Here is an 18841-nt window from a genome sequence, read left to right as displayed (position 1 = left end):
GCCAGAACTGCTTGAGCCGGCTCGCGCCGTCCACCTCGGCGGCCTCGTACAGGTCTCCGGCACCGCGTGCAGGGCGGCGAGCGCTCCGGCCAGGCCGGCCGAGACGTCCGGCGAGGTGTCGTCGCCCAGCGCCGCCAGCGCCAGGGCGTCCAGTGCCGTCGGCAGGCACCCGGCGAGGTCGTCGTCGACGAGGGTGGCCACCCGCGCGAGGGCGTAGCAGACCCCGCCGAGGCCTTCGAAGCCGCCCGGGCCGACGGCCCGGCTCAGTGCCGGGTCGGCGGCCATCGCGGCGACGAGTTCGGGAACGGGGGCGAGTGCCGCCCGGGCCAGTTCGGTGTGCCGGGCGGAGCCGGTGAGCGCGCCGAGCTGGGCCAGGAACAGGGCCACCCCGCTGTATCCCTGGGCCAGGCCGGCGCCCATGGGCAGTACCGTCCAGCGGTCGTCGACCGCCTCCAGGCCGATCCAGTTGACCCGGCCGTGCCCGCGGACGGCCCGGCCGGCGATCTCGTCGGCGATCCCGGAGGCGGCGGCCAGCAGCGCGGAGGGTTCCGGCAGGGCGGCGGGAGCCGGGCGGGTCCGGCGGCTCACCCGGTGGTGGCGTCCGGCGGCGTCCGGTTCCGCGGACGCCAGGGTGGCCGAGATGATCCACTCCTGGGAGCGGCGGTCGACGGTGCTCATGCCGGCGAGCTTCGCCCGTGCGGAGGCGAGGCCGGAGGTGTGCAGGACCCCGTCGACCGGGCTCCCGTCCGAGGCGAAGACCTCGGGTGAGCCGGGCCGGTGGAAGAAGACGGGGACGTCGCCGTCCCACAGGTCGGCGATCTCGTGCTCGATCAGGGCCTGGCGGGCCGGGTCGCCGTCCGAGTCGGCCCAGAGCACCGCGAACATGGCGTCCCGGTCGAGCCCGTCGCGCAATACCTGCGGGTGGGTCGCCTCCTCCAGGAGGGTGGCGTACAGCATCGTCGGGCGGAGCACGAGCCGGCCGACCGCGTCCGCGCCGGCGGCCAACGGCCCGGCCGGGCCGGACAGTTCGTCGCGGTACCGGACGACGGCGTCGTACCCGGCGCGGAATCCCGCCAGGACCGCGGCCACCCGGTCGGCGCTCCTGGGCCCCGCCGCGGCGCTGTACGGCCGGTTCAGCGCGCCGGTGAACGGTACCGGGCGGCGCACCAGGCGCATCGCGTCCGTGCCGGCGTCCTCCCAGACCATCCGGGTGTCGGGGGACTCCCCGCCCGGCGCGCCGCCCAGCCCGGAGACGTCGACCGCGCCCAGCTCGCCCACCAGGAGCTGCGGCAGCAGGCAGGTGCGGTGCACCGAGGAAGCGTGCGCCCCGGCGGCCGGATCCAGCCGGGTGGTCGCTCCCTCCCGCAGCGCCGGGTGCAGCAGTGTCTCGACGTCGACGAGCACGGGCTGGTCGCCGTGCGCGAGCACGTTCTCGTAGTGCAGGTCCACTCCTTCCAGGGTGTAGGCCAGCGCGATCAACGCGCCCTGCCGACGGTGGAACCGGTCGATCTCGGCCAGTGAACGGCACGTCCGGTGGTCGATGTACTCCAGCCACCCGTAGCCGTCCCCGGCCACCCAGCGCGGGGTGCGCGGCCCCAGGCCCGGGGCCTTGGCGTCCAGCCAGCCGGCCATCCGGTCCAGCAGGGCGTGCTGGCCGACCGGCCGCGGCTTGTAGACCGCGCCGCCACCGCCGGCGAACCGGAGCACCGCCACCGACCTGCCCTGCTGGTGCAGATCCCCGAGTCCCAGCTCGACGGCGGCCAGCGGGCCCGGGTCCCGCCCGCCGAACAGCTCGTCGGCGAGCTCCTGCCGGTCGGCGGCGAGCCGCGCCAGCAGCTCGGCGCCGGACCGGGCGGTGTGCCGGCAGGTCCGGGCCAGCAGACGGGCGAGGACCGGGTATCCGGCGAAGACCCGGGCGAGTCCCGACCGGGTGCCCGCCCGAGCGGCGAAGTCGGTGAACCGGGCCGTCGCGGTGGCGCCGGACAGGTCGCCCGCGGCGCGGGCGGCGGCGAGCTCGACGACCAGGGTCCGGGCGGCAAGCCTGGCCAGCCGCCGTGCCAGCCAGTGCGCGTAGACCCCGGCGAACACCGCCGTCTCGCCGGAGTCGGCACCGCCCGCTCCGGCCTGTTCGACCAGTTCGGCGACGGCCGCCGTCACCAGCGGGCGCAGCACCGGTTCGAAGACCAGCGCCCCGTCCGCCGGGTCGGCGGGCGCGGCCACCTCGGCCCCGCAGACCTCCGCGGGCGTCTCGGGGGCCGCGGCGACCGCCCCTTCGACGAACACCGCCCACTGCGGCTTGGTGAGCCGGCCGGCCAGGCGGGCCGGAGGTTCGGCGGCGAGTGCCGCCACCAGCCGGGTGTCGGCGCCCAGTCGGGCCGAGCGGACGGACTCGCAGGCCAGCTCGACCGGCGAGCGGGGGCGCAGCCCGGCGGCCGGGCCCGCCGCCGGCGCCGCCGGCGGGTGCGGGGCCGACAGCCGTTCGCGCAGTGTCGCGGCCGGCGCCCACCAGGAGGGCGTCGCCCCCGTGACGGGACAGGCGATGTCGGTTGTGGTCACGTCCGTCACCCTTCCAGCGGTGCCGTCCGCCCGTACAGGGAGCGGCACCCCCACATTCCGCGGCGGACTACCCAGTCGACATCACCGCCCGGCCCCCCTTTCGTACGGGCCGGGCCGCCCGGCGGGAGCGGCGGGCGGCCACGGCGGCGCCGTGCCCGGGCGAGCGGACCCCCGGCGTCCGGCAGCGCCCGGCCGCGCGGTCCGGCCGCCGGTGTACGCCCCCGGGGCCGCCCGGCGGGGTACGGGAATGCGGGTAGTCGCGCCCCATGCGGCGCGGCGCACGGGTTGCCGAGACTCCTCACCGAGAGGTTCGCCCCACGCTGACCGAGGAGGACACATGGGCAATCCCCTGTCGCTGTGCGTCGTCGCCCTGGACCCGCTGCTCGAAGCCGGCGCCGTCAGCGCCCTGTCCGGCGACCCGGACATCACCCTGGTCCAGCCGGAGGCGGAGGCCGACGTGGCCGTCGTCATCTGCGACCGGGTCGATCAGCAGGAACTCGATCTGGTGGCCGCGACCGGCACCGGCCCGCACCGGCCCGCCATCATCGTGATCGCCTCCGACCTGTCACCGGCCGAGGCCGCGGACGCCATCGGCGCCGGGGCCCGCGGTCTGCTGCGCCGGCACGAGGTGAACGCCGGCCGGCTGGCGCGGACCGTGCGGACCGTGGCCGGTGGCGACTGCACCGTGCCCCCCGACCTGATCGACGGCCTCCTCGACCAGAGCACCGGGACCGATACGCATCCCGGCGTGCGGGGCCGCGGACGGGACTGGGGTCTGGACGAGCGGGAGCGCGCGGTCCTGCGGATGGTGGCCGACGGCCGGGAGACCGATGAGATCGCCAAGGAACTGTGCTACTCCCCGCGGACGGTGACCACCGTGGTCCGCGACATCACCCAGCGGTTCCGGCTGCGCAACCGCGCCCACGCGGTGGCCTACGCCCTGCGGACGGGCCTGCTGTGACCGGCCTCGTCCTCGAGGCGACGCCGGATGCCGGGCGGGGCGCCGGCACACCGCGCGTGCACCTCGGTCCGGCGGGCGGGGCGGCCCGGGACACGGTGGCCGCCAGTCTGGGCCGGGCCGGCATCGAGCTGGCGGCGGCCGGGCGCCGCGACGGGGCCGTCCGGGTGGCCGTCGGCCGGACGCCCGGCGCGGCCCTCGACGGCTGGCCGGAACCCGGCGGGGGCCCTCTGCTGCTGGTCGCCGACACCTTCACCGCCGCGGGGGTACGGCTGGCCGTGCGGGCCGGGGTGGTGGCCCTGCTGCAGTCGGCCGAGGCCACCCCGGAGCGCCTGCTCACAGCCGTCCTCGCCGCCCGGTACGGCGAGGGCCGGATGTCCCACGGCGTGCTGGTCCGCCTCCTCGACGAGGCGGGCGGCGGCGACGCGGAGCACCGGCGTCCCGCCCCCGACTCGCCGCTGACGGCCCGTCAGAAGACGGTGCTCGCGCTGGTCGCCGAGGGGCACGGCAACGCGGCCATCGCCCGTGAGCTCTCCTGCTCCCAGCACACCGTGAAGAACGTCATGTACGACCTGATGACCCGCCTCCAGGTCCGCAACCGGGCCCACGCGGTGGCGTACGGCGTCCGCACCGGGCTGATCTGACCCCGGCCGCGACCAGAGACATTGACGCAGCAAAGGCCGCGACGGGCGCTGCCGCTCCTTCCCTACTGCGCCGCCGCGCCCGGACGGCAAGCTCCGGACGTGCCCCGGCCACCCGAGGCACGACGACCTACCCGACTCCTCGGAGGTGAGCCGGTGGACCGCTGTGACGGCCGGACGACATCCTTCTCGCAGCAACGGCTGTGGTTCCTCGACCAACTGCGGCCCGGCACGGCGGACCATCTGCTTCCGCTGGCGCTGCGCCTGCGCGGCTGCCTGGACACCGAGGCCCTCGCCGCCGCCCTGGCCGACGTGGTCGACCGGCACGAGGTGCTGCGCACCCGGTACGCGGCCGCCGACGGCGAGCCGGTGGCCCACGTGGTCCCCCGGGTCGAGGTTCCGCTGGAGACGGTGGACGCGCCCGGCGCCGGAGCGGCCGGCGTCGCCGCGGTTCTCGACCGGGCGCTGCGCCGGCCGGTCGACCTGTCGGCCGCGCCGCCGCTGCGGGCCACCCTGGCGCGGCTCGCGCCCGACGACCACCTGCTGGCCGTCGTGGTGCACCACATCGCCTTCGACTTCTCCTCCTGGAACATCCTCACCCGCGACCTGGCCGCGGCCTACCGCGCCCGGACCACCGGGGTCCCCCACCAACTGCCGGAGCTTGCCCTGCAGTACGCCGACCTCGCGGCCCGGCAGCGCGAGCGGTCGGCCGGTCCCCGGCTCGCCCGCGGCCTCGGCCACTGGCGCTCGCGGCTGGCGGGCCTGCCGCCGCTGGACCTGCCGACCGACCGGCCCCGCCCCGCCGAGTTCGACGGCGCCGCCGCCGTGGCCCGGTTCACCCTCCCCGCCGATCTGGTGGCCGAGGCCGACCGGCTGGCCCGGTCCCACCGCGCCACCCGGTTCATGGTGCTGCTCGCGGCCTTCCAGGCCCAGCTGGGCCGCTACAGCGGACAGAGCGACTTCGCCGTGGGCACCCCGGTCGCCGGCCGCGGCCACGCCGCCGCCCGGGACCTCGTCGGCCCCTTCGTCAACACCGTGGTCCTGCGGGCCGACCTGTCCGGCCGGCCGGGCTTCGGCGAGCTGGTCGACCGGGTCCGGGACGCGACCCTGGCCGACCTCACGCACGCCGACACCCCGTTCGAACGCGTGGTCGGCGAGCTGGCCCCGCCCCGCGACCTCAGCCGCAACCCCCTCTTCCAGGTCTCCTTCCTGACCCTCGACGCCCAGGCCGAACCACCTGACCTGCCCGGCCTGTCGGTCGACGTGGTGCCGACCCCGGCCGCCGGGACACCGTTCGACCTGGCGCTCGACCTGCTAGGCCGCCCCGACGGCGGCATCGGGCTGCGCCTGCAGTACGCCACCGCGCTGTTCACGCCCGAGACGGCCGCCCGCATCACCGAGGACTACGTCCGGCTCCTGCGCGGCCTGCTCGCCGCCCCGGACGAGCCGCTGGACCGTGCCACCTCCGCACTCGCACCGCTGCCCGGCGGCGAGCGCCGCCGCCGGCTCGCGCTCGGTCTCGGCAGCGCCCGCGCCGTGCCCCCGCGGACCGTCACCGACCTGTTCGAGCACCAGGCGCGCCGCACCCCCCACGCCACCGCCGTCCGCTCCCGGGACGGCGAGCTGAGCTACGCCGGACTCGACGAGCGGGCCGACGAGCTGGCGCACCGGCTGCGCGGCCTCGGCGTCGGCCGCGGCACCCGGGTCGGCGTGCTGCTGGAGCGCGGCACCGGACTTCTCGTCGCGCTGCTCGGCGTCCTCAAGGCGGACGCCGTCTACGTCCCGCTCGACCCCCTGCACCCCGCGCGGCGTATCGGCCGGCTGGTCGAGGACACCGAGGCCGCCGCCGTCGTCACCACCGGCCCGCTGGCCGAACGGGTGGCCGGCACCCAGGCCACGGCCCTCCTGCTCGACGGCGCCCCGCCGCCGGCCGGTCCGTCGCACCGGCTCGAGCGGAGCACCGGCCCGCACGACCTCGCGTACGTCTTCCACACCTCCGGCTCGACCGGCACTCCGAAGGGCGTGCAGATCCCGCACCGTGCCCTGGCCAACTTCCTGCACGCGATGGCGGCCCGGCTGGAGCTGGGGCCGGCGGCCACCGTCCTCGGCGTCACCACCGCCTCCTTCGACCCCTCGATGCTGGAGCTGTGCCTGCCGCTGCTGACCGGTGCCTGCCTGGTGCTGGCCGACGGCGAGCAGGCCCGCGACCCCGAGCGGCTGATCCGTCTGATCGACGAGGCCCGCCCGGATCTGGTCCAGGCCACCCCGTCGATGCTGCGGATGCTGGTCGACACGGGCTGGACCCCCGGCCCCGGCCTCACCGTCCTGTCCGGCGGGGAGAAGCTGCACACCGAACTGGCCGCGGCGCTCGCCTCCGGCGGCGCGCCGGTCCTGGACCTCTACGGGCCGACCGAGGCCACGATCTGGACCAGTGTGGCCCGGCACGGCGCCGACGGACGGGTACGGCAGTGGGCCGCGGTGGACAACACCACCGTCCGGGTGCTCGACGACCGGCTGGAGCCGGTGGCCGAGGGCGTCACCGGGCACGTCTGCATCGGGGGCGACGGCCTCGCCTGGGGCTACCGGGGGCGGCCCGGGCAGACCGCCGGCGTCTTCCTCCCCGACCCGCACGCCACCGCGCCCGGCGGCCGGCTGTACCGCACCGGCGACCTCGGCCGGCTCCGCCCGGACGGTTCGCTGGAGATCCTCGGCCGCAGCGACCACCAGGTGAAGATACGCGGCCACCGGATCGAACCGGGCGAGATCGAGGCCGCGCTGCTCGCCCTCGACGGCGTGCGCGCCGCCGTGGTGCACCCGACGCCGGACGCCGACGGCGGTCAGCAGCTCACCGCGTACCTGGTCGCGGCCGACGCCGGGAGCCCGCCGACGCCCGACGCCCTGCGCGCCGAGCTGCTCGGCTCCCTGCCCCACCACCTGGTCCCGGCCACGTTCGTCCTGCTGGACGCCCTTCCGACCGCGGTGAGCGGGAAGGTCGACCGCCACGCCCTGCCGGTGCCCATGCCGCAGCCGGCCGGCCCGGCCGCCGCTTTGCGCACCCCGCGGGAACGGACCGTGGCCAGGGTCTGGGAGGAGGTCCTCGGCGCCACCGGGATCGGCGCCCACGACGACTTCTTCCTGCTCGGCGGACACTCGCTGCTCGCCACCCGGGTGTCCGTGCGCCTGCGTGCCGCCCTCGGGGTGGACGTCCCCGTACGGGCACTGTTCGACCACCCCACCGTCGCCGCCCTCAGCGCGGCCCTGGACGGCTACCCGCTCCTGGCCGCGGACGGCCCCCTGCCGCGGCTGACCGCACGCCCGCGCGGCGAGCGCACGCCCGCCGGCCGCTGACCCAGACCGCCTCCTCGCCCAAGGACCGCCATGACCCTCGTCGCGACCACCGACACCTCCGTCTTCGAGAAGATCGAGTCCGAGGTGCGGATGTACTGCCGTACCTTCCCCGTGGTGTTCGAGCGCGCCAAGGGCGCGCTGCTGCACACCGACGACGGCCGGGCCTTCATCGACTTCTTCTGCGGCGCCGGCAGCCTCAACTACGGGCACAACCACGACGCCGTCAAGCGGCGGATCCTCGACTACCTCGCCGACGACGGCCTCATGCACGGCCTCGACCTGCACACCGTCGCCAAGCGCGACTTCCTCACCCGCTTCACCGAGGTCGTGCTGCAGCCCCGCGGCCTCGACTTCAAGGTGCAGTTCACCGGCCCGACCGGGACCGACGCGGTGGAGGCCGCCCTCAAGCTGGCCCGCCGGGCGACCGGCCGCACCGGCCTGACGGCCTTCACCGGCGCCTACCACGGGATGTCGCGCGGTTCGCTGGAGGTCACCGGCAGCCGCCGCGCCCGCCGCGCGGGCACGGTCGCCGGCGGGGACGTGACCTTCGTCCCGTTCGAGGACGGCCCGCTCGGCCCGTTCGACTCGATCGGCCTGATCGAACGGCTGTGGGCCGACCCGTCCTCCGGCACCGAACCGCCCGCGGCGGTCGTCGTGGAAGCGGTGCAGATGGAGGGCGGGGTCTACCCGGCGGGCCGGGAGTGGCTGCGCCGGCTGCGCGAGGTCACCGAACGGCACGGGGTACTGCTGATCCTGGACGAGATCCAGACCGGCTGCGGCCGCACCGGCGCGTTCTTCGGCTTCGAGGACTCCGGGATCGTGCCGGACATCGTCACCGTCTCCAAGTCGCTGAGCGGTTACGGGCTGCCGCTCGCGCTCACGCTGTTCCGCCGCGAGCTGGACCTGTGGCAGCCCGGTGAGCACACCGGCACGTTCCGCGGCAACCAGCTCGCCTTCGTCGCGGCCACCGCGGCGTGCGAACTGTGGCAGCAGGACGGCTTCCTGGCCGGCCTCGAGCGGGGTGCGGAACGCCTTACCCGGTTCCGGGCCGACGCGGGCGCGCTCGACCCCCGCCTCGTGCTGCGCGGCCGGGGCATGGTGCTCGGCATCGACACCGCCCGGGCCGGCGGCGCGGAGCGTGCCGAGCGCGTCCAGCGCCACGCCTTCGGGCACGGCCTGATCGTCGAGCGCTGCGGCCGGTACGACGAGGTCCTCAAGGTGATGCCCCCGCTGACCATCACGCCCGGCCTGCTCGACGAGGGGCTCGGCATCCTGCTCGACGCCCTGCAAGCGAACTGACGGCCCGTCACCTCCAGGAGGAACGTGCGATGCCCCGCCCCGACCGCCGCCACCTGATCTCCGTCGACGACCTGACCGACCGGGAGCTGCGCCTGCTCGTACACCGCGGCGCCCAGTACGCCGCCGGCGAGTGCGACGGCGCCCGGCCGCTCGCCGACGCCGTGGTCGGCGTGCTCTTCCGCAAGACGTCCACCCGCACCCGGACCGCGTTCTCGGCCGGCGCGCTCCGGCTCGGTGCGCGACTGATCACCTACGGTCCCGACGACCTCCAGGAGAACACCGGGGAGAGCTCCGAGGACACCGGTGACGTGCTCTCCCGCATGCTCGACGTGCTGGTGGCGCGTACCGCGGGCCGCACCGAGGAACTGCGTGCCTACGCCGCCCAGCGGCGGATGGCCGTGATCAACGCGATGAGCGCCGCCGAACACCCCACCCAGGCCCTCACCGACCTCACCACGATGCTCGGCCGCTTCGGACGGATCGAGGGGCTGCGGGTGCTGTACGCCGGCGAGGGCAACAACACCGCCTCGGCGCTCGCCCTGGCCCTCAGCCGGTTCCCCGGCACCGAGCTGCACCTGCGGACCCCGCCCGGCTACGGACTCGACCCGGTCTTCCTCGACCGGGCGGGCGTCCACGCCAAGGAGTCCGGCGCGCTGGTCGAGGAACGGCACCACATGGCCGACCTGCCCGAGGCCGACATCGTCTACACCACGCGCTGGCAGACGACCGGCACGACCAAGCCCGACCCCGGCTGGCGGCGCGTCTTCGCCCCCTTCCGGGTGGACGCCGCCGTGATGGCGGCCTGCCCCGGCGCCGTCTTCATGCACGACCTGCCCGCGCACCGCGGCGACGAGGTGACCGGTGAGGTGCTGGACGGCCCCGCGAGCATCGCGTTCCGGCAGGCCGAGAACAAGTACCACAGCGCCCGCGCCGTTCTGGAGTGGTGCCTCGGCGGCATCCCGGCAGAGCCGGCCTGACGACCGGCCGGCCGCCGGCCCGGCGCACTCTTCCCAGGGAGGTAGCACAGCAATGTCCGACACCATACGCATGCCCGGCGGGGGGTGGCGCCTGTGGACCCACTTCGCGCTCCGCGGGCCCGGCTTCCCCGCCGCGGGGGTACTCCGGCTGGCCCCGGAGGGCCTCGCCTCGGCCGCGGACAAGTTCACCCCCGGCCAGGCGCCGGCGGGGGCGGACTGGGCGGCGTTCGAGGAAGCCTTCTCCGCGGCCGCGGTGCGCACCGCGCGCGACCTCCAGGAGATCGCCGCCTCGGCGCCGTTCCGGGCCGCGGTCGCCTGGCAGAACCGTGCGGTGCTGCGCACCGGCATCAAGCCGTTCCTCGACTGGACGCCGTCCACCGAGGGCCGCACCAGCATGCCCCGCCAGCGCGAGGAGCTGGTCGCCCACTACTGGCAGCGGTTCTGCGTCAAGAACGACACCATCGGCTTCTTCGGACCGGTCGGCTGGGGCACCCTCGACACCGCCCGGCGCGGCGTCGACGTGCACCCGGGAACCGGCCTGGTCGCGGAGTCCCGGGTCTACTTCTCCAGCTGGTCGATGGACGCCCTGGCCAAGGCGATCGACCGCGACCCGCGGGTGCGCGCGTGGGTGCCGCCGCGTCAGGTCCCGTTCGTCCGGGTGGCCGACGGCCTGGTGCGCCTGCCCGGCCGCCCGCCGCAGCCGGCCCCCGAACCGGCGCTCACCGTGCTGCGCCTGTGCGACGGGCGCCGCACGCCCGCCGAGATCACCGAACTGGCCGCCCGGGAGCTGGACCGGGACCTGCCGGTCCGGGAGGTGACCGAGGCCCTGGAGTGGCTGGTCTCGCGCCGCCTGATCGGCTGGAAGCTCGACGTGCCCGCCGGCACCTACCCCGAGCGGGAACTGCGCGCCCTGCTGGAGCGCATCGGCGACCCGGCGGTGCGGGAGCCCGCCCTGGCCAAGCTGGCGGTACTGGAATCCGGCCGCGACCGGGTCGAGCGGGCCGGTACCGACCCCGAGGAGCTGACCGCCGCGCTCGCGGCCCTGGAGGCGGACTTCGCCGGGATCACCGAGGTCGCGGCGGTCCGTGAGAAGGGGGCCCGGACCGCGCCCAACCGCGCCCTCGTGTACTCCGACTGCCGCCGGTCCGCCACGGCGACCGTGGGCACCGCCGTCCTGGAGCAACTCGCTCCGCTGGAGCTGTGCCTGACCGCCGCCCGCTGGATGACCAACCGGTACGCGGAGGCCGTCGGCGCGCGCATCCACGAGGCCTACCTCCAGCTGCGGGAGCGGCACGGGCAGGTCGACCTCGGCTCACTCTGGTTCGCCTGCCTGCCCGCCCCGCACCCGGAGTCCCTCACCGACATCGAGCGTGTCCAGGCCGATCTGCGCGAACGCTGGGGGCGGATCATCGACGCCCCGGCCGGCGCCCGGCGGGTCTCGCTGTCCAGCGCGGCCATCGCCGACCGGGTGCGCGAGGCGTTCCCCGAGGGCGGGCGCGGCTGGTCGCTCAGCCGGTACGTCAGCCCCGACCTGATGATCGTCGCCGAGGACCTGGGCGCCGTCGAACGCGGCGAGTTCCAGCTCGTCGTCGGCGAGCTGCACGTCGCCATGAACACCCTCGGCCAGTCGCTCTTCGTCCACCAGCACCCCGACCGCGGGCGGCTGGTCGAGGAGACCACCCGCGACTTCCCCGGCCCGCGGCTGCTGCCCATGCTGCCCAAGGAGCTTCCCCTCAAGTGGTCCGCCCGCAGCCGGCAGTCCCTGGAACGGCCTGAGGACCACTACGTCGCGCTCGCCGACCACAGCGCCGACCCGCACCGCCCGCGCACCGTCCGCTGCGGCGAGGTGCTGGTGGAGGAGCGCGAGGGCCGGCTCGCGGCCGTGCTGCCGGACGGCTCGGTCTTCGATCTGCTCGACGTGTTCTGCCACGCGCTCACCAACCGCGTGATGGACCGCTTCACCCTGCGCCCGGACGGCGACCACTCGCCCCGGATCACCATCGACTCCACCGTCGTCGCCCGGGAGAGCTGGCGGTTCACCGGCTCCGCGCTGGCCGCCGCCTTCGCCGACGACAAGAGCGAGGCCCGCCGGTACGTCCGGGCCCGGCAGTGGCGCGACACCCACGAACTGCCCCGCTTCGTCTTCGTCGTCTCCCCCACCGAACCCCGCCCCTTCTTCGCCGACTTCGACAGCCCCGTCTACGTCAACATCCTCGCCAAGGCCGCCCGCCGCCTCGCCCGCAAGGACCCCGACGCCCACCTCACCGTCACCGAGATGCTCCCCACCCCCGAACAGGCCTGGCTCACCGACGACCAGGACCGCCGCTACACCTGCGAACTACGCCTCGTCGCCGTCACCGGCTGAACCGTCCGACCGGAACCGCGCCGCCGGGCCGCGGTCCACCCCGTACCGCCGAACCGGGCCGGGCTCCTGATGCGGAGCCCGGCCCGGTCGCGTGTGCGGTGCCCGCCCTGCGAGGCCGGTGGGGGTGGGGGGCGGTTCACTCGTCGTCCCCGGCGGTCCGGTGGACGCGGCGTCCGGGCCGGGTGGGCGACGGCGCAGGTCACGCGCCGGGCCCGGCGAAGCGGTGGCCGGGTCGCCGGCCCGGATGCCGACGACCCGGTCGGGCGCCTGCCGCCCCGGCGTGAGCGGCAGCGGCACACCACGGGGCTGTGTGCACGGGCTCGCGCCGGTCGGCACGGCCGGGCCGGTACGCGGCGTGGTCCTGCCCTCCGGGGTGGGGCGCGACCGGATCCGCCGACGCCGGGAGGGCGGAGGCACTCGGCGCGCCCCCGCCCTCCCGGCCGTCGCATCCGCCGGTGTCAGCCGGCGTCCTCAGCACCCCCGCCGCCGAGGATGCCGGTGACGGTCTCGGCGAGCCGGCCGAGGTGCGGGGGCTTCATCACGCCGAAGTGGTCACCGGGGATGCGGTGCAGCGTCACGTCCCCGGTGAGCTCGCGCCAGCGGGCGAGGTAGTCGGGGAACGACTGTCCGGAGGCCACCTCGTGCTCGCCGTCCGCCAGTTCGTCGCTGGCGATCAGGTGCAGCCGGCCCGCGTACCGGCGGTGCCGGTAGGTCAGGCACATCTCCATGACCTCCCGCCACATCTTCGCGGAGGGCAGCCAGACCTCGCCGGCGCCGTGCTCCGGCAGCGTGATCCCCACCTCCGGGTCGACGTCGTCCACGAGGTGTTCGAGCAGCGCCAGGGCCTCCGCCCGCAGCGCCGAGGTGTCCTGCTCGGGCGGCGCGGCGGCCAGCTCCGTCAGCTTCGCCACACAGCTCTCGATCAGCCAGTACTCCCGCCACAGCTCGATCCGCTCGTGGTTGTCCAGTCCCGGGTCGAGCAGGATGAAGGTGACCTCCTCGCCCTCGGCCGTGAGCCGGTGCGCCATCTCGCTCGCGATACCGCTGCCGCCGCACCAGCCGAACAGCCGGTACGGGCCGTGGGGCGCCTCGGCCCGCAACTCGGCCAGGTAGCGCTCCGCCATCCGTTCCGTCGAGGGGACGGGCCCGTGCTCGGCCTGCAGGCCGGGCCAGGCGAAGGCCGCGACCGGCTGGTCGGGGTCGAGGTACGGCACCAGCGGGCGGTACCAGTGGGCGCTGCCGCCCCCGGGGTGCACGCAGAACAGCGGGGGCCTGCTGCCCTCGCGCCGCAGCCAGACCAGTGACCGGGCCGCCGGTTGACCGGCCTCGGCGGCCGCGGCGAGCCCGGCCACGGTGGGGTGCTCCAGGAACGAACGGACGGTCAGCTCGATGCCGTGCCGTTCGCGCAGGAGGGCGATGATCCGCAGGACGGCCAGCGAGTGCCCGCCGAGGACGTGGAAGTCGTCGTCGGCACCGACCCGCTCCACCCCGAGCACCTCGCCCCAGACCTCGGCCACGGCCCGCTCGGCGGGGGTGCGCGGGGCGGTGCGGGCCGACGTCGCGGCGGGCCCGGGGGGCTCGGGCAGCGCGGCCCGGTCGATCTTGCCGTTGGCGGTGAGCGGGAGCGCGGCCAGCTCCGCCCAGGCGCCGGGCACCAGGTAGTCGGGCACCCGCCGCCGGAGCTGCTCGCGCAGCGCCGCGACGTCCAGCGGACCGTGCCCGGGTTCGAGGACGACATAGCCGGCCAGCCGCTTGTGGCCGTCCGGTCCCGGATGTACCGCGGCCGCCGCCGCCCGGACGGACGGCAGGCCGCCGAGCGCGGCCTCCACCTCGGCGAGTTCGACCCGGTGGCCGCGGATCTTCACCTGGCCGTCGCGCCGGCCGATGAAGGACAGCGTGCCGTCGGCGTCGCGGCGGGTGATGTCCCCGGTGCGGTACAGGCGCGCCCCGGGGACGGTCCCGGAGGGGTCCGGCACGAAGCGGTCCGCGGTCAGGCCGGGGCGGCCCAGGTAGCCGCGGGCGAGTCCGGGACCGCCGACCAGGAGTTCGCCGGGCACTCCGGCCGGCACCGGGTCGAGGTTCTCGTCGGCCACCAGCACCCGGGTGTCGGTGATCGGCGTGCCGATCGGCACGCCGCGGTCGGCGTCGGCCTCGGTCACCCCGCGCAGCGCGGTGCTGAAGGTGGTGCACTCGGTGGGGCCGTAGCCGTTGGTCAGCGCCACGCCGTGCGCCAGGGCGGTGCGCACGTGCGAGGGCGAGAGCGCGTCGCCGCCGGCGAGCACCTGCCGTACCCCGGCCAGCGCCTCCGGGCGGGTCTCCACCATGTGCTGGAACAGGCCGGCGGTGAGCCAGAGCAGCGTCACGCCGTGCCGGCGGACCACCTCGGCCAGTTCGTCGGCGGTGGTCGCCCCGGGCGGGCAGACGACGAGCCGGGCGCCGTTGGCCAGTGCTCCCCACACCTCCAGCGTGGACGCGTCGAAGGCGAGCGGCGCGTGCAGCAGCAGCACCTGGTCCGGGTCGAGGTCGGCGTAGTTCGGGTCGTGCACCAGCCGGACGATCCCCCGGTGCGTGACCTGAACGCCCTTGGGCCGGCCGGTGGAGCCCGAGGTGTAGGTGACGTACGCCAGGTTGTCGGGGACCGTCCCCGCCTCGACGGGGGTCTCCGGCAGCCCGTCGAGGACGGTCCACCCGGCGTCCAGGGGGACGCCGCGGAGGCCGGCGAACCCGGCCAGGCGGGCGGTGTCCCGCGGGCGGCACAGGACCACGCCGGCACGGACGTCGTCCAGGACGTAGCCGATGCGCGCGTCCGGGTAGCCGGGATCCAGCGGCACGTAGTACCCGCCGGCCTTGAGGACGGCGAGCATGGCCACCACCGCCTCGACACCGCGGTCCAGGCAGAGCGCGACCGGCTGCTCCGGGCCGGTGCCGAGCCCGCGCAGCAGATGGGCCAGCTGGTTGGAACGGGCGTCCAGTTCCCGGTAGGTCAACCGGCGCCGCCCGTCCTCCAGCGCGATCGCGTCGGGGCGGGCGCGGGCGGCGAGCAGCTCGGGCACGCAGACCTCGGGCAGCGGCCGGGTGACGGCCGGCGTCCCGCCCGCCGGGTCCAGGCCCGGGGCGCGGAAGGCACGCGGGTCCGCGTCGGCGTCGTCGGCCATCGCGGTGAGGACGCCCAGGAAGGCGTCGCCGATCGCCGCCAGCCGCTCCTGGCCGGCCCAGCCGGGCCGGCAGGTCATCCGCAGCTCGCCGGGGAAGGTCCACACGTCGAGGGTGAACTCGTTGGGGCTGTGGTCGTCGACCGTGCCGATGTCCGCGCGCTGCTCGTCGAGCACGTGGAAGTCCAGGTAGGCGAAGACCACCTCTACGAGCGGTGCGCCGCCGCCCCACGCGCGCTGCATCGCGGGCAACGGGTAGCGCCGGTGCGGCCACAGGGCCACTTCCTCGGCGAACACCGACCGCACCAGCTCGCGCCAGCTCGGCGCCCGCAGGTCGACGGCGAACGGCACCGTGTTGAGGTACATGCCCCGCACCCGGTCGCCGCCCGGCAGTTCGGGCCGGCCGTTGGTGACGGCGCCGGCGAGGAACCGGTGCTGGCCGCTGATCAGGCCGAGCACCTTCAGGTGGGCGGTGTACAGGACGCTCTTGAGCGAGGTCTGGGTGTCGGCGGCGAGCCGGCGCAGCCGCGGCTCCAGGTGCGCCCAGGGCAGCCGCACCTCGGGGGCCGGCGAGTCCGCCTCGGCGAAGGCGCTGTCGGCGGGCAGCCGGAGCCGCTCGTGCCCGGTGATCCGCTCCTGCCAGAACTCGCGGTCCGCCGCCGAGGCCAGGGCCCGCTTCTCCAGGCGGACGAAGTCGGCGTAGCGGACCCGCGGCGGGCTCGCGGGCGGGGTCGCGGTGCCTCGGGCCAGCTCGCGGTAGGCGGCCCGCAGCTCGCCGATGACCGAGTGGTGGCTCCAGCCGTCCAGGATGGCGTGGCACTCGACGTGCGTCAGCAGCCATTCCCGGTCGCCGACGAGGTGGGCGTGGTAGCGCAGCAGCGGGGCGCGGCCTATGTCGAACGGGGTGCGCCGGGCCTCGGCGCGGAAGTCCCCCACCCGCGCCCGCTGTTCCTCGGGCGGCAGGCCGCGCAGGTCGGTGACGCCGGTCTCCGCCTCCAGGCCGTCCGCGGTGTGCACGAGCTGGAGCGGTTCGGAGTACCCGGTGAGGTCGAAGGAGGTACGCAGGATCTCGTGCCGCTCGATCAGCAGGCGGACCGCGCCGGTGAAGGCCTCGGCGGAGAACGGGCCGTCGTCCAGGATCTGGAAGGTGCTGACGTTCAGGTAGGTGTTGCGCACGGGGTCGGCGAGCATCTCGTAGACCATGCCCGCCTGGACCTGGCCCATGGGGTAGGCGTCGGCCAGCCCCTGAGGGAGCCGGTCCCGGTCGCCCGGGGCCAGCAGCTCGAAACGTCCGGCCAGGGTGGTGTCCTGCGGCTCGGCCGCCGGCCGGGCGGCCGCCACCGGGGCCAGTTCGGCGACGGTCTGCCGGGTGAAGACGTCCTGCACGGTGAGGGCCAGCCCCTGGTCGCGCAGTGCTCCGACGGCCCGGATGGCGCGCATGGAGTCCCCGCCGAGCTGGAAGAAGCCGTCGTGCACCCCGACCCGGTCGACGCCGAGGGCCGTGGCGAAGGCGTCCGCGAGGGTCCGCTCGATCGCCGTCCTGGGGGCGGTGAACGCGCCGGCCAGGTCGGGGCGCGTCCGGTCGGGTGCGGGCAGCGCCGAGCGGTCGGTCTTGCCGCTGGGCGTCAGGGGCAGCGTCTGGAGCGGGGTCCAGTGCACGGGCCGCATGTGTTCCGGCAGCCGCCCGCGCACGTGCTCGCGGGCCGCCTCGATGTCGGCGGAGGGCGGCACCAGGTATCCCACGAGCTGCTCGTCGTGCACGGCGACGGCCGCGGCCGCGACGCCGGGGACCTCGGCCAGCACCGCCTCGATCTCGCCGAGTTCGACCCGCTGGCCGCGGATCTTCACCTGGTGGTCGAGCCGGCCGAGGTACTCGATGGCGCCGTCCGCGCGGTACCGGGCCAGGTCGCCGGTACGGTACAGCCGCCCGCCGGGCTCGGTGGCGAAGGGGTCGGGCACGAAGCGGTCGGCGGTGAGCGCCGGACGGTTCAGGTAGCCGCGGGCGAGCTGGACGCCGCCGAGCAGGAGTTCGCCCGGCACCCCGGTCGGCACCGGCCGCAGGGAGGCGTCCAGGATGTAGGCGCGGGTGTTGGCGATCGGGCGGCCGATGGTGACGGGACGGCCCGGCTCGCACCGGGTCGCGGTGACGTCGACGGCGGCCTCGGTCGGTCCGTACAGGTTGTGCAGCTCGCAGCCGATCCGCTCGTGCACGGCGGCGACCAGGTCGGCGGGGAGCGCCTCGCCGCTGCACACCATGCGGCGCAGCGAGGGCAGGGCCGGCAGCGGCCCGGCGAGGAAGGCCCGCAGCATCGACGGGACGAAGTGGACGGTGGTGATCGCCTCGGTGCCGATCAGCCCGGCCAGGTAGGCCGGGTCGCGGTGGCCGCCGGGGCGGGCGAGCACCAGCGTCGCGCCGGTGATCAGCGGCCAGAAGAACTCCCACACCGAGACGTCGAAACTGTAGGGCGTCTTCTGCAGCACCCGGTCGTCGGCGCCGAGCCGGTAGGCCTCCTGCATCCAGTGCAGCCGGTTGACGATGGCCCGGTGCTCGACCAGCACGCCCTTGGGGCGGCCGGTGGAGCCCGATGTGTAGATCAGGTACGCCGGGTGCTCGGGGGCCGCCGCGACGGCCGGGGTGCGGACGTGGCGGCGGGGGAGGTCGCCGGTGATGTCGACCAGGTGCGGTGCGTGGCCGCGCACCAGGGGGGTGAGCCCGGGGTCGGTGATCACGGCTTGGGCGCCGGAGTCCGCCAGCATGAAGGCGAGCCGGTCGGCCGGGTAGTCCGGGTCGAGCGGCAGGTAGGCGCCGCCGGCCTTGAGCACCGCCAGCAGCGCCACCACGAGGTCGGGACCCCGGTGCAGGCAGACGCCGACCACGGACTCGGGTCCGACGCCGAGGGTACGCAGGTGGTGGGCGAGCAGGCCGGCCCGCTCGTCCAGGTCCCGGTAGCTGAGGCGGGCGCCTTCGAAGCGCACCGCGTCTGCGTCGGGGGTCCGGGCGGCCTGGGCCTCGAACAGCAGCGGGAGGGTGCCGGCCGGGTAGGGCCGGCCGGTGGCGTTCCAGTCGACGAGCTGGCGCTCGCGCTCCGCCGCGGGCAGGACGTCCAGTTCGTCCACCGGGGTGTCGGGCGCGGCGACCGCGCTCTGAAGCAGCCGGGTGAACTGCGCGGCGAACCGCTCGGCCGTCGCCGGGTCGAACAGCGCCGAGGCGTAGTTGACGCCGCCGGACAGCGAGCCGTCCGGCTGCTCGGCGAGGCCCAGGGTGAGGTCGAACTTGGCGGTGGCCTCGCCGACCGGCAGCCGCTCGGCCGTCAGGGGGCCCATCGCCGCCGGCGCCGGCGAACCGGCCGCGTCCTGCCACAGCAGCATGGAGGAGAACAGCGGGGTGCGGGCGGGGTCCCGCTGCGGTGCCAGCTCCTCGACCAGCCGCTCGAAGGGCAGTTCCTGGTGGGCGTAGGCGTCGAGGGCGCGTTCGCGGACCTGCCGCACCAGGTCCGCGAACGACGGCGCCCCCGACAGGACGACCCGCAGCACCAGCGGGTTGT

At 75.8% G+C, this 18841-nt stretch carries 8 protein-coding genes; 6 read left to right on the top strand and 2 right to left on the bottom strand.

Translation table 11 applies throughout. The annotated features are described in order from the left end of the window. Positions 1-2556: type 2 lanthipeptide synthetase LanM family protein (locus tag ABZX30_RS34770; RefSeq protein ID WP_355941388.1), on the bottom strand; the 2556-nt coding region annotated here is incomplete at its 3' end. Positions 2557-2893: 337 nt separating this feature from the next. Between ABZX30_RS34770 and ABZX30_RS34765 the strand changes: the two genes are divergently transcribed. The 6 genes from ABZX30_RS34765 (at position 2894) to ABZX30_RS34740 (ending at position 12144) form a co-directional block, all read left to right on the top strand. Next, positions 2894-3517, top strand: coding sequence for a response regulator transcription factor (locus ABZX30_RS34765; RefSeq protein ID WP_355941385.1), 624 nt, complete (start codon positions 2894-2896; stop codon positions 3515-3517). Continuing rightward, a complete protein-coding gene (locus ABZX30_RS34760; protein ID WP_355941382.1) occupies positions 3514-4158 on the top strand; it encodes a LuxR C-terminal-related transcriptional regulator in 645 nt (214 codons plus the stop codon). Before ABZX30_RS34765 ends, ABZX30_RS34760 begins: the two co-directional genes overlap by 4 nt. Before the next feature lie 153 nt (positions 4159-4311). Next, positions 4312-7503 (top strand): amino acid adenylation domain-containing protein, encoded by a 3192-nt coding sequence (locus tag ABZX30_RS34755; protein ID WP_355941379.1) that lies wholly within the window; start codon positions 4312-4314, stop codon positions 7501-7503. Positions 7504-7533: 30 nt separating this feature from the next. Beyond that, positions 7534-8802, top strand: a complete 1269-nt coding sequence (locus ABZX30_RS34750) for an aspartate aminotransferase family protein (protein ID WP_355941376.1) — start codon at positions 7534-7536, stop codon at positions 8800-8802. A 29-nt stretch (positions 8803-8831) separates the two neighbouring features. Further along, a complete protein-coding gene (locus ABZX30_RS34745) occupies positions 8832-9779 on the top strand; it encodes an ornithine carbamoyltransferase (RefSeq protein ID WP_355941373.1) in 948 nt (315 codons plus the stop codon). A gap of 52 nt (positions 9780-9831) precedes the next feature. Then, entirely contained in the window at positions 9832-12144 is a 2313-nt protein-coding gene (locus ABZX30_RS34740) for a lantibiotic dehydratase (RefSeq protein WP_355941370.1), read from the top strand. A gap of 458 nt (positions 12145-12602) precedes the next feature. Here the strand turns inward: ABZX30_RS34740 and ABZX30_RS34735 are convergent, their stop codons facing one another. Next, entirely contained in the window at positions 12603-18830 is a 6228-nt protein-coding gene (locus tag ABZX30_RS34735; protein WP_355941367.1) for an amino acid adenylation domain-containing protein, read from the bottom strand. Between the last annotated feature and the right edge of the window lie 11 nt (positions 18831-18841).

It is taken from the genome of Streptomyces sp. NPDC004542 (genome assembly GCF_040610035.1).
Lineage (GTDB): Bacteria > Actinomycetota > Actinomycetes > Streptomycetales > Streptomycetaceae > Streptomyces.
The sequence above is the reverse complement of the archived record's forward strand: the minus strand, read 5'-3'. Positions and strand labels throughout refer to the sequence as shown.